At 61.5% G+C, this 12,947-nt stretch carries 10 protein-coding genes; 4 read left to right on the top strand and 6 right to left on the bottom strand.

Going from position 1 to position 12,947, the window contains the following annotated elements:
• The 4 genes from ACYU81_RS13780 to ACYU81_RS13795 all read right to left on the bottom strand — a co-directional run.
• On the bottom strand, positions 1 to 917 hold a 917-nt coding region (locus ACYU81_RS13780), incomplete at its 3' end, for an ISNCY family transposase (RefSeq protein WP_460988204.1).
• Between the two features lie 262 nt (positions 918 to 1,179).
• A complete protein-coding gene (locus ACYU81_RS13785) occupies positions 1,180 to 2,598 on the bottom strand; it encodes an ISNCY family transposase (protein ID WP_460985809.1) in 1,419 nt (472 codons plus the stop codon).
• A 200-nt stretch (positions 2,599 to 2,798) separates the two neighbouring features.
• Positions 2,799 to 4,091, bottom strand: coding sequence for an L-rhamnose catabolism isomerase (gene rhaI / locus ACYU81_RS13790; protein ID WP_460988205.1), 1,293 nt, complete (start codon positions 4,089 to 4,091; stop codon positions 2,799 to 2,801).
• Between the two features lie 23 nt (positions 4,092 to 4,114).
• Positions 4,115 to 6,226: a bifunctional rhamnulose-1-phosphate aldolase/short-chain dehydrogenase gene (locus tag ACYU81_RS13795; protein ID WP_460988206.1), complete on the bottom strand. Its 2,112-nt coding sequence runs from the start codon at positions 6,224 to 6,226 to the stop codon at positions 4,115 to 4,117.
• Between the two features lie 89 nt (positions 6,227 to 6,315).
• Here ACYU81_RS13795 and ACYU81_RS13800 point away from each other — a divergent pair, with 89 nt between their 5' ends.
• The 4 genes from ACYU81_RS13800 to ACYU81_RS13815 are packed head-to-tail and all read left to right on the top strand — an operon-like array spanning position 6,316 to position 10,949.
• Positions 6,316 to 7,734 (top strand): FGGY-family carbohydrate kinase, encoded by a 1,419-nt coding sequence (locus ACYU81_RS13800; RefSeq protein ID WP_460988207.1) that lies wholly within the window; start codon positions 6,316 to 6,318, stop codon positions 7,732 to 7,734.
• A 12-nt stretch (positions 7,735 to 7,746) separates the two neighbouring features.
• Positions 7,747 to 8,901, top strand: a complete 1,155-nt coding sequence (lldD, locus tag ACYU81_RS13805; protein ID WP_460988208.1) for an FMN-dependent L-lactate dehydrogenase LldD — start codon at positions 7,747 to 7,749, stop codon at positions 8,899 to 8,901.
• On the top strand, positions 8,898 to 10,142 hold the full coding sequence (locus tag ACYU81_RS13810) for an MFS transporter (RefSeq protein ID WP_449469258.1): 1,245 nt from the start codon (positions 8,898 to 8,900) through the stop codon (positions 10,140 to 10,142). The genes lldD and ACYU81_RS13810 overlap by 4 nt, the downstream gene beginning before the upstream one ends.
• 18 nt (positions 10,143 to 10,160) lie before the next feature.
• Complete coding sequence (locus tag ACYU81_RS13815; RefSeq protein ID WP_460988209.1) at positions 10,161 to 10,949, top strand: DeoR/GlpR family DNA-binding transcription regulator; 789 nt, start codon at positions 10,161 to 10,163, stop codon at positions 10,947 to 10,949.
• 115 nt (positions 10,950 to 11,064) lie between these two features.
• Here the strand turns inward: ACYU81_RS13815 and ACYU81_RS13820 are convergent, their stop codons facing one another.
• Together ACYU81_RS13820 and ACYU81_RS13825 are read right to left on the bottom strand one after the other, a co-directional pair.
• Complete coding sequence (locus ACYU81_RS13820; RefSeq protein ID WP_449469254.1) at positions 11,065 to 11,355, bottom strand: hypothetical protein; 291 nt, start codon at positions 11,353 to 11,355, stop codon at positions 11,065 to 11,067.
• A gap of 86 nt (positions 11,356 to 11,441) precedes the next feature.
• Positions 11,442 to 12,767, bottom strand: a complete 1,326-nt coding sequence (locus tag ACYU81_RS13825; protein WP_460988210.1) for an MFS transporter — start codon at positions 12,765 to 12,767, stop codon at positions 11,442 to 11,444.
• Between the last annotated feature and the right edge of the window lie 180 nt (positions 12,768 to 12,947).

A 12,947-nucleotide genomic window follows, 5' to 3' on the forward strand; every position in this document is an offset into this window, starting at 1 on the left:
GGGCGGTGCAGATCGCGGGCATCGAAGGCAGGGCGGGCGAACCGTTCATTGTGCCTGGTCCTATAGCTGTCCAGGAAAGCGTTGGCACCGTCGATCGACGAGATGCCTTCCAGGCGCATCGCTTTGACCAGGCGATCCTGCAAGGTGGCGTTGGCACGCTCCACCCGGCCCTTGGCCTGCGGCGAATTGGCGCAGATGATCTCGATATTCAACGCATCCAGCGCCCGCCCGAAATGCGTCATGCCATCGCCGCGCGCCGCGCTGGCCTTGGCGTTTCGAAAAACACTGTGCTTGTCGGAATAGAAGGCCACCGGCTTGCCGTGCCGTTCGATATACGCGCGCGTCGCCTCCATATAGGCGAACGTGCTCTCGCTCTCGACCATCCTGAGGTGCATCAGTTCGCTCGTCGCGTCGTCGATATAGACGAGCAGGGTGCATTGCGGCCCGCGATCCTCGAACCACCAATGCTTCGAACCATCGATCTGGATCAGTTCACCCCGGCAATCCCGGCGGTAACGTGGCTGATATGGGCGAGGGCGCCGAGCCTGGCGATCCTTCCAGATGCCAGCCTCAATCATGATCTGCCGCAGCTTCTCCCGCGAAATGCGGACATCATGGCGTTCAGCCAGGTACTCAGCGGCCAGCGTGGGACCAAAATCATTATAACACGACCGAACCAACGCGACAATCTGATCGCGAATAGCATCGTCCAAACGCCGGTTACTCGGTCGACCGCGCCGGCGCGAAACGACCCCGGATGAGCCGTCCTCGAGATAACGTGTCAGAAGTCGATGCGCGTGGCGGCGACTGATACCCATAAGCCGCGCTGCTTCAGTGACCGTCATGCGGCCCGAAACCACATGCATCAGCGTCTCAACTCGCGAAAGCTCCTCGGTACTCATCTGCAACACCGCCATGTTCAATACCTCCGAACAGCCGGAGGGCACGGTAGCCCAAGTGAGACATCTCTACTTTGCGCGACTGTGACATTTGAACGTTGCTGCTACACGAAATGTTCCTGCCATGTAGAGAAGTCCCTATTTCCGCCATATAGAGATGTCACAGGTTGGGTAACAGCAGGGGCTGCGTGGAGCCATCGACACAGCGCAGCGCAGACCCTGCTGATGCGCTGACCTGGGGTTAGTAAACCATGGACCCGCTGCCCTGCAGTGGGCCCGGTCATGTCCTTTGCACGAAAGCGAGCGTGCCGCGTTCACGCAACGCCTCGTCACTGAGCCTGGGACCGCGCTTGAGCTTCGAGCCACCCAGTTTGCGGCGGTCGATCTTGGGCGGCGGTGCCGGTTCGGGGAAGAGATGCATTGGCTGGTCACGGCGGGCAGGGGCATCGTTGTTGCGTTTACGATGATGCGGCATGATCGCCTGCATCTGTCTGGCCAGCAGCAGCGCTGCGTCCAGATGCTTGTTCTCTACAATCGCAGGCTGGTTCACCTGCCGCATCTTGTCGAACTGGCGATAAGGCAGGACATGGCCCTCATGCTCGATCTCCAGTCGGCCGTCGGGATATTCGCAAATCGTCACCCGCTTGCGCGCCAGCTTCCTGGCGAGATCGTTCGGCTCCAGAATGAACATCGCCTTGTTGTAATGCAGCGTCAGCGCCGCCGTCACCGTCCGCTGCTCACGCCAGACCATGATCGAGCGCAGATCATCATGCGGGGCGAGGGGGCGGTGCAGATCGCGGGCATCGAAGGCAGGGCGGGCGAACCGTTCATTGTGCCTGGTCCTATAGCTGTCCAGGAAAGCGTTGGCACCGTCGATCGACGAGATGCCTTCCAGGCGCATCGCTTTGACCAGGCGATCCTGCAAGGTGGCGTTGGCACGCTCCACCCGGCCCTTGGCCTGCGGCGAATTGGCGCAGATGATCTCGATATTCAACGCATCCAGCGCCCGCCCGAAATGCGTCATGCCATCGCCGCGCGCCGCGCTGGCCTTGGCGTTTCGAAAAACACTGTGCTTGTCGGAATAGAAGGCCACCGGCTTGCCGTGCCGTTCGATATACGCGCGCGTCGCCTCCATATAGGCGAACGTGCTCTCGCTCTCGACCATCCTGAGGTGCATCAGTTCGCTCGTCGCGTCGTCGATATAGACGAGCAGGGTGCATTGCGGCCCGCGATCCTCGAACCACCAATGCTTCGAACCATCGATCTGGATCAGTTCACCCCGGCAATCCCGGCGGTAACGTGGCTGATATGGGCGAGGGCGCCGAGCCTGGCGATCCTTCCAGATGCCAGCCTCAATCATGATCTGCCGCAGCTTCTCCCGCGAAATGCGGACATCATGGCGTTCAGCCAGGTACTCAGCGGCCAGCGTGGGACCAAAATCATTATAACACGACCGAACCAACGCGACAATCTGATCGCGAATAGCATCGTCCAAACGCCGGTTACTCGGTCGACCGCGCCGGCGCGAAACGACCCCGGATGAGCCGTCCTCGAGATAACGTGTCAGAAGTCGATGCGCGTGGCGGCGACTGATACCCATAAGCCGCGCTGCTTCAGTGACCGTCATGCGGCCCGAAACCACATGCATCAGCGTCTCAACTCGCGAAAGCTCCTCGGTACTCATCTGCAACACCGCCATGTTCAATACCTCCGAACAGCCGGAGGGCACGGTAGCCCAAGTGAGACATCTCTACTTTGCGCGACTGTGACATTTGAACGTTGCTGCTACACGAAATTTATTCGATAATATATCTTATGTTAAATATAATCTGAATGGGAAGGGGTAGATGATAGAAAGGACACAGTCATATTCTGACCGCGCCCTTTCAAATTTTCAGATCAGACGATCCCCGCGCCCAAGCCGACGGGCTTGCGCTCCTGCGCCTTGCGCTCGCGCCATAGGCTGGCGCGGTAGGTTGCGAGCACATCAATCGCGCCGCCAGCCTCCAACCGTGCCTTGGCGATGATCGGTGCCACGTCGACATTATAAGCACGGCGCAGCGCCTGGAACGCCATCATTGTGTCATTGCCTTCCTGCGCGGCGTGCAGCGCGTCGCGATCGACCAGCAGCGCCTTGGCGTAGCAAGCCGTGATCGTCTCGGCAGACGACAGCATGGATTCGATCGGGTCGGTCACATTGTGCGACTGGTCGATCATGTAGCTGGGGTTGAACCCGTCGCGCGGGTGCATTTCCGCCTCGACCAGCTCATTGAAGACCAGATACAATTGGTGGGGATTGATCGAGCCGCTGTCCAGATCGTCGTCGCCATATTTGCTGTCGTTGAAGTGGAAGCCGCCCAGCTTGCCGAAGCGGTGCAGGCGCGCCACGATCTGTTCGATATTGACGTTGGGCGCATGGTGGCCAAGGTCGACCAGGCACTTGGCCTTCGGACCTAGTTCCTGTGCCGCCAGGATGGACGAACCCCAATCCGAAATCACCGTCGAATAAAAGGCCGGCTCGAACATCTTATGTTCCAGCAGCATCCGCCAATCGCCGGGCAGTGCCGCATAGACCTGAGCAGCCGCTTCCAGATAGCGGTCCAAGCTGCGGGCGAAGTCCTGCTGGCCCGGGAAGTTGGTGCCATCGCCGACCCAGACGGTTAGGTCGGTCGAACCCAATTGGCGGCCAATCTCGATGCACTCGATATTATGCTCGACGGCCTGCTGGCGGGTCGCTTCCACGGTCGAGGACAGTGATCCCGTGGCGTAGGTCTGAGCCTGTCCGGGCTGATCCTGGAAAGTGTTGGAATTGACGGCATCAAAACCCAAACCAAGGCTCTGAGCTTCCTCGAGCAGGCCTTTGTAATCGCTTACCTTGTCCCAGGGAAAGTGCGGCGAGACGCGTGGCGTAACGCGGCTCAGCTGGTTGATGACGGCGCAATCTTCCAGCTTCTCATGGATGTTGGTTGGCTCGCCCGCGATCGGGAACTTGGCGAAGCGGGTGCCACCCCGTCCCGCGCCCCAGCTGGGCACGGCAACGGAAAAGCCCGCGACGCGGTCCTTGATCGCGTCGATGTCGATGCCGGTGCGCGACAGCTTGCGGCCGAGCGCGGCATAATCTTCTTCCAGTGCTTGCGCGTCGCGGGCATTGGATTCCGCGATCAGCTCAGCGGATATGGGCAGGTTGGTCATATTGATAGCCTCTCCGTTGCCGATCAGCGCGTGAACGCCTGGGCGTTGCCCGCATCGACATTGATCATGTTGCCGGTCGACTTGGCCGACATGTCGCCGGCAAGGAAGTAAACCGCTTCGGCGATGTCGGACGGCAGCACGTCGCGCTTCAGCATCGAACGCTGGCGGTAATGCTCCTCCAGCTCCTTGCCCGAGTCAATGCCGTGCGCACCGGCGCGTTCCTTGCGCCAGTCGCCGTCCCAGATCTTGCTGCCCTTGATGACAGCGTCCGGGTTCACCGTGTTGACGCGGATGCCGAAGGGCGCGCCCTCCAGCGCCAGACAGCGCGCCAGATGGTTGGCGGCTGCCTTGGCCGACGCATAGGCCGACGCGTTGGTCGCAGCGGCAACGCCATTCTTCGAACCGATGAACACGATCGATGCGCCGCCCTGCTCCTTCATCCGCTTCATCAGCGGGAAGGCTGCGCGGGCGGTGAGGAAATAGCCCTCGGCCAGCACGTCGTAATTCTTGCGCCACAGGGCAACGGTGGTTTCCTCGATCGGTGCCGACGACGCGATGCCCGCATTGGCGACCAGAATGTCAAGGCCGCCGAACTCACGGGCGCAATTATCGAACGCGGCCTGGACCTGCGCTTCGTCGGTCACGTCGCACACGGCGGCGCGGATCACATCCTTGCCGAACTGCTTGGCGAAACCAGCGCGCACTTCCTCGATCGCGTCGGCGGCACGGTCGGCCAGCATGACGCAGGCGCCGTCCGCCAGCAGACGCGCGGCGGTCGCGGCCCCGATGCCGCCCGCGCCACCCGTCACCAGGGCGATCTTGCCGACCAGCGGCTTGGGCTTGGGCATGCGCTGGAGCTTTGCTTCTTCCAGCAGCCAATATTCGATGTCGAACGCTTCCTGCTCGTCCAGCGCGATATATTCGCCGATCGCTTCGGCGCCGCGCATGACGTTGATCGCGTTGCCGTAGAACTCGCCAGCCAGGCGCGCGGTGGTCTTGTCACCGGCGAAGGTGATGCGGCCGACGCCCGGCACCAGCACGACGATCGGGTTGGCATCGCGCATCGCGGGCGAATTGGACCGCTTGCAACGCTCATAATAAGCCGCATACATGTCGCGATAGGCCGCGATCTGCTCCGCCAGATAGACGTCGTCCTGCAACTTCGCAGGATCGAGCGGCAGCGGCGCGATCTTGGTACGCAGGAAATGGTCGGGGCAGGATGTGCCCAGCCCTGCAAGGCGGAGAAACTCGGCCGAACCGACAAATTCCAGCGCTTCGGCGTCGTCCGAATAATGGCCGACCTTGGTGCGCGCGCCGGTCATCAGGCCGCGCAGGCGGGGCATGAGGTCGGCGGCGATCGCCGCACGATCGGCATTGGGAGCAACGACCTGACCACCAAAGGCAGGCTTTTGCGACAGCTTGGCGTTCAGATAATTCGCCGCATCCGCGATCAGCTCGACCGTATGTTCGTAGCAGGACTTGGCGCTGTCGGCCCAGCAGATGATGCCGTGACCCGCGAGCATTACGCCTTCGACGCCTGGGTTCGCCTTCACATAATCGCGCAGCTGCACGCCCAGCGTGTAGCCGGGACGCTTCCACGGCAGCCAGCCGATCTTGCCGCCCCAGATTTCCTTGGTCGCGGCTTCGCCACCGGAAGAAGCGGCCAGCGCGATGATCGCGTCGGGATGGACGTGATCGACATGTGCAAAAGGAAGTAGCGAATGCAGCGGGGTGTCGATGGAGGCGGCGCGGGGGTTCAGGTTGAACGTGCAATGGGGCAGGTAACCGACCATCTTGTCGTCGTCGTCGGGGCCGCCATAATGCTTCTCAAGGCCTAGCAGCTTTTCTTGATAGAGTGTTGAAAAGCCATCGAGCTTCATCGAGCCGATATCGCCGCCGGAACCCTTTACCCACAGCACTTCCGTCTGCGCGCCGGTCAGCGGATCGGTCTCCACAATCTTGGCGGAGGTGTTGCCGCCGCCGAAATTGGTCACCGTCAGGTCCGAACCGAGCAGGTTCGACCGATAGAGGAGCAATTCGGCAGGGCTGAGAGTCGCGGCAACGCCGTCATCCCAGCGGCTGGAGGGGACGGCAAAGGGGATGGCCGCCGACGAGACTGGATTTTGCATGTTCATGGCGCTCCTATTATCATTTGCGCTTTCCTCTATCAATCCTTTGCGTTACTAATCGATCATATTCGATCAAACAATATGAGAAAAGTTTCATGCGGGAGGACGAACTGAACCGCGGCTTCGCCATCATCGTCGATATCGGCAAAACGCTGAGCAAAGTGTCCCTTTGGTCACGTGACGGCCAGATTCTGGACCGCCAGGTCCGCCCGAACGAGGTGCGGATCGAGGACGGGATTCGCCGCCTCGACACTGCGGGCATTGCCGATTGGCTCACAGAATCACTGTCGCGCTACGCGTCGAGTCCCGTGGAAGTGATCGTCCCCGTCGCGCATGGCGCGGGCGTGGCCGCGCTTGTCGGCGATGAACTTGCCTTCGCACCGCTCGATTATGAGCAGTCTATTCCGGGCGAGATCATGGACGCCTATCGCAAAGAACGCGATGCCTTTGCGATCACCGGTTCGCCCGCCCTGCCCGACGGCCTTAATATCGGGTCGCAACTTTACTGGCTTGATCGCCTCTACCCTGCCGAGATGGCGGCGGCGATACTGCTGCCCTGGGCTCAATATTGGGGCTGGTTCCTGTCGGGCGCCGCAGCGACGGAAGTGACAAGCCTCGGCTGCCACAGCGACCTATGGACGCCCGATCAGGCCCGTTTCTCGCCGCTGGCCGAACGGCTCGGCTGGGCGGCGCGCTTTGCGCCGCTGGTCAAGGCGGCGGACAGCCTGGGCACTATCCGGCCCGAGCTGGCGGAGCGCACCGGCCTTTCTCCCAATATCCGCGTTCTTGCCGGGCTGCACGATTCCAACGCGGCGCTGCTTGCCGCGCGCGGATTTGACGAGATCGCACAAGGCGATTCAACGATCCTGTCCACCGGCACCTGGTTCATCGCGATGCGCTTGCCGAAAGAAGCTTTGGCGACCAGCAGCCTTGCCGAAGGACGCGATTGCCTGGTGAACGTCGATGCCTATGGATGCGCCGTGCCCTCGGCCCGCTTCATGGGTGGCCGTGAAATCGAGACGGTGATCGAATTTGACACGCGCCGCGTCGATATCAAACCCGATCAACCAGCCTTGCTGGCCGCTGTGTCCGAGGTCGTACAATCGGGTGCGATGTTGCTGCCGACGTTGGCGCAGGGCTTTGGCCCCTACCCCACCGGCAGCGGCAACTGGATCGCACGGCCGGAAGATTGGTATCAGCGGCGCGCTGCGGTCTGCCTATATGCCGCATTGGTGGCCGACACGATGCTGGACCTGATCGGCTCACGCGATCGACTGCTGGTCGAGGGACGCTTTGCCGATGCGGAGGTGTTCGTGCGGGCTCTGGCTTCGCTGCGGCCCGAAATGCAGGTCTATACCGCCAACGCCCATAATGATGTGTCCTTCGGTGCGCTGCGCCTGATCGATCCGAGCCTGAAGCCGCAGGGATCGCTCAGCCTTGTCAAACCGCTGGATCAGGATATTTCCTCTTACCGTTCCAGTTGGTTGGCTGGGATTGGTGAGATGGTTTCTTAAAGGTTTCCGCGAATGCCGATAGCCAGCGTTGCCGATTTCCGCGAGGCGGCCCGTCGCCGCCTGCCCCGGTTCCTGTTCGAATATATTGATGGCGGTTCGTACGCCGAAGTGACGCTACGCAAGAATGTGAGCGAGCTGAGCGATATCGCGCTTCGCCAGCGGGTGTTGCGCGATGTGTCTGAACTCGATCTTTCGACCCACCTGTTCGGGCAAAAGTTGGCGCTGCCGGTGGCGCTCGCGCCGATCGGGCTTGCCGGGCTGAATGCGCGGCGGGGCGAATGCCAGGCGCTTAAGGCGGCCGAAGGCGCTGGCGTCCCCTTCACCCTGTCAACCGTAGGCGCCTGTTCGCTCGACGAAGTCGCACGCGCGGCATCGCGTCCTTTCTGGTTCCAGCTGTACATGATCCGAGACCGGGCCTTTATGAAGGACCTGCTGGCCCAGGCGGCGGCAGCCAACTGTTCGGCGCTTGTCTTCACCGTGGATATGCCGGTGCCCGGTAGCCGCTATCGCGACTATCATAGCGGGCTTGCCGGAGCGGACGGCCTGAAGGGTGCGATCTGGCGTGCCGCTCAAGCCGCCATGAAGCCCGGTTGGGCATGGGATGTGGGCGTTCGCGGCCGTCCCCATACGTTGGGCAATGTCGCTCCCGTGCTCAAGGGCAAGACCGGGATCGAGGATTTCTTCGCCTGGATGCGCAATAATTTCGACCCGTCGATCAACTGGCGCGATCTGGATTTCATCCGATCGGAATGGAAGGGGCCGTTGATCATCAAGGGCCTGCTCGATCCCGAGGACGCGCGGGAGGCCGCTGCGCTGGGCGCGGACGGGATCATCGTGTCCAACCATGGCGGGCGACAATTGGACGGCGTGCTGTCCACGGCCCGCGCCCTGCCCCCGATTGCCGAGGCAGTTGGCGACAAGCTGACCGTGCTGGCCGATGGCGGTGTCCGATCGGGTCTGGACGTGGTGCGCATGCTGGCGCTGGGCGCCAAGGGCGTGCTGCTCGGGCGGGCCTGGGCCTATGCGCTGGCCGCGCAGGGGGAAGCGGGCGTTACGAAGATGCTGCAATTAATTGAAGCCGAAATGCGCGTGGCGATGGCGCTCACCGGCTGCTCCAATATCGCCGACATAGACCAGAGCATTTTGGCCGGGAGGGACGTGAAATGAGTGCGGGAGCACAGAAGGACAATTGGCGGGATACGATCCTTGCGGGTCTTGCCAACTATATCGACGCTGGTTCGATCGTTGCAGGCTCTGCCGCACTCGCGCTTTGGCAGGAACATTATAAGCTGTCGAACGACTTCATCGGCCTGATCGGTGCGTTCGGCCCGAACGCGATCGGCGCGGGCGTCGGCGCCTATGTCGGCGGGCGGCTGTGCGACAAGCTGGGCCGGAAAAAAATCTATCAGTGGGACATGCTCGTCTACGCGGTCGGCATGGCGCTGCTGGTCTTTGCCTTCGCGCCCTGGATGATCGTGGTCGGCTTCCTTATCGTTGGCGTCGCGGTTGGCGCCGACATCCCGGCATCCTGGTCGCTGATCGCGGAGCAGGCGCCCGATGACCGACGCGGCAAGCATTCAGGCGTCGCGCAGGTGCTGTGGTATCTGGGCCCGGTGGTCGTGCTGCTGCTGAGCCTGGCGCTGACCAGCCTTGGCGAATTGGGCGCGCGCATCGTCTTTGCTCATCTGTTGGTGATTGCCCTTGGCCTTACCTTCCTGCGGTCACGCATGAAGGAATCCGAACGCTGGGAAGCCGCGCAGAAGGAAGGCACACCCAAATTGCCGGTGTCCACGCTGTTCCAGCCTAAATATCTCGCCTCCATCCTGGGGCTGGTTGGCATGTATGGTTTCTGGAACCTGTGGGCGGGAACCAACGGCTTCTTCTTCCCCTATATCCTGCGCACGGTTGGCGCTGCCACACAGGCGCAGTCGGTTGCGATCCAGGCGCTGTCCTTTGCGATCGGCATGGTTTCCATCGGTCTCGTCTTCATGCGCTATGCCGACAAGGTGAACCAGCGCACGATGTTCGCGATTTCCGCGGTCATCCAGATCGTCGGCATGGCGTTGCTCGCCATCTTCCCGCTGACTATCCCGGTGGCGCTGCTCTACGTGTTCCTGCTCCAGTTCGGCGGCGGTTTCGGCGCGCAGAGCTTCTTCCAGCTGTGGAGTTCGGAGATGTTCCCGACGATGCTGCGGTCCACGGCGCAGGGGCTATGTTTCGCCATCGTCCGCATCAGCCTTGGCATATTCAGCTTCTTCGTGCCGATGCTGAGCGCTACCGGCTTCACAACACTGGCGTGGATTTTGACAGGCTTCCTCGTCATAAGCGGCGTCATCGGCACCCTTTGGGCGCCACGTAACCAAGGCAAGTCGCTGGAACAGCTTGAAGCTGAACGGGCGGCTGCCTGATCAAGGGGTTTGGGGACAATGCACGCGGAAGAACGCGAAAGGCTGATCATTGAAGCAATGGGCCTTACCGGCTTCGTCAGCTATCGCGCTCTTGAATCGCGGCTTGCAGCGTCCCCCGCCACCATCCGCCGCGACCTGACCCGCCTTGAGGAAGAGGGGGTAATCCACCGCGTTCGTGGTGGTGCAAGGTTGACGGAAAGCCATGGCGGCAAGCCTGAAGGCGCCGCCCGGCTCGCGGGCACCCCCTTTGCCCAGTCGATTACGGAGCATCTGTCGGAAAAGCAGGCGATCGGCCGCGCCGCCGCACAGCTATGCCAGCATGGCGAAGGCATCATGATCGATGGCGGCACGACCACATTGCAAATGTGCCCGCATATCGGTGGACTGGACCTGTCGGTGCTGACCAATTCGCTTCACATCGCCAATGCGCTGCTGCCTCAGTCGGGAACGCAGATATTGCTGCCTTCCGGGACATTGTTCAGGGAGCAGAACATCATTCTCGCGCCTGCGGGTGAAGAATCGATGCCGCGTTTCCATGCGCCAAAGCTTTTCATGGGCGCGGCGGCGGTGGGGCCACAGGGGGTGATGCAACAGGATGTCATTCTGGTTGCCGCCGAACGCCGCCTGATTGATCGGGCGGAACAGGTGATATTGCTGGTCGACAGTAGTAAATTCACCTCTTCATCGGGCGCGATCGTTTGCGGCTTGAATGAGGTGGATATCGTCGTGACGGACCCGGGCGTCGCACCGGCAGCGATGGCAATGCTGGATAAAGCCGGGGTGAGGGTGATCATCGCTGAAGTTTGATCACCAGTGCTGCATGCTATCATAGAACAGAGCGGGCGAGATATCCCGACAGCTTTTTCGGCCATCGCGGCATCTCGCCCGTTTATCTATTCAAAAATGCTTGATCGGGCGAGGATTACTCCTCGCCATTGTCCTTCACGCCAACGGTCGGGACGTCGATGGTTTCCTTTTTGGAGCCAACGACTACTGCCTTGGAATCGACGTCCACCTTGGGAAGCTCACCGCCCTTCACGCTGACTTCCGGAACATCGCCGCCAGATACGTCGGCCTTCCAGAATCCAGTGGCAAACAGGATGCCGACAATTGCCAGAATGACGACCAGCACGATCGCAACAGTGCGCCCGCCGCTGCTCTTGTGAACGACCACGCGGTCTCCGGTATAGGGGTCTTTATGTACTTCGGCCATCTTGTACCTCCTCCAGGTGGATATTGAACAGCTGGACCTTCAGCTTGTTCCGTCACCAGCCTAGAAGAAGAAGAGCGTCGCTCTCATCAGGTCACGCTGTTCAAATCCACTCCGCGCGTTTCGGGAGCGGCAGCCACGGCGATCAGGGTGAGGAGCAGACCACCTATCACATAGGCGGCGACCATGCCCGTTCCGCCGCTCACCTTGTATAATGACAGGGCGATGATGGGGGCGAGAGACCCTGCCACGATGGAGGTCGCCTGATAAGCGATGCTGGCGCCCGAATAGCGCAGGCGCGTCGGGAAAAGTTCGGTGATCATCGCGCCCTGGGGCGCATACATAGCGCCGTGCGCTACCATCGCGATGGTGATTGCCAGTCCGACGGTCCAGATCGTTCCGCTGTCCAGCAGGGAGAAGAAGATCGTGAACCAGGCTGCAACGCATATCGCGCCCGCGCCATATACGAGCCTGCGTCCGATCCTGTCCGACAGTGCGGCGAAGAAGGGCATGGTCAGGCATTCAAGGGCAGAGCCGATCAGCACGGCGTTAAGGACGAGCGACCGGTCACCGCCCCTTATTTCGGTCCAATAGGTTATCGAGAAGGTCGCGGCGACATAGTAGCAGATATTCTCACCAAAGCGGAGCCCGGCTCCGGTGAGCAGGGCGCGGCCCTTGCGCCGGATTGCCTCTACGGCCGGGAAGCGCTCGACGCCGCCTGCGGCCGCTTCGCGGGCGAAAACCATGCTTTCCGAAACGGCGCGGCGGAGCCACCAACCCACCAGTACCAGCACGATCGACAGCAGGAACGGGATGCGCCAGCCCCAAGCCATGAAGTCCGCTTCCGTCAGCAGTGCGGATGATGTGGCGAATACGGCAGCGGCCAGTAGATTGCCTGCGGGCGCGCCTACCTGCGGCCAGCTGGTCCAGAAACCGCGTTGCGAAGCGGGCGCGACCTCCGCCACAATCAGAACCGCCCCGCCCCACTCCCCACCGACGGCGAAGCCCTGGAGCAGCCGGAGCAGGACGAGCAATATCGGCGCCCAGGTTCCGATCTGCTGATAGGTCGGCAGCAAACCGATGGCCGTGGTCGACAGGCCCATGGTGAGCAGGCTGATCATGAGAAGCGTCTTGCGCCCGATCCGGTCGCCGAAGTGGCCGAAGACCACGCCGCCGAGCGGCCGGGCGAGGAAGCCGAGGGCATAGGTCGAGAAGGCGAGCAACGTGCCGGTCAATGGATCGAAAGACGGGAAGAACAGTCGATTGAACACCAGCGCCGAAGCCACGCCATAGATGAAGAAGTCGAACCATTCGATCATCGTGCCGATCAGACTGGCGCCCACGACCGTCCGTAGTTCGCGCTTGCTGACGCCAGATGTCGCCGCAACGGCCGGTTCGTTCGTCCCGGTCAGCATAGCCCCTCCTGCCCTTCCTGCTCCAAGACGCCTGCATAGAGGCGAACGGCCCGAGTGAACAAGGGCGTGAATTGGTAAAGCCTGATTATCGGGGAACCAATATTCGCTTGGGTCGTTGGAGACCGCCGGGATGGAATTAATAGCCCTGTATTGCAGGGTCTGGATGTTCGATCACGGAAT

The organism is Sphingobium sp. TomTYG75, assembly GCF_054771635.1.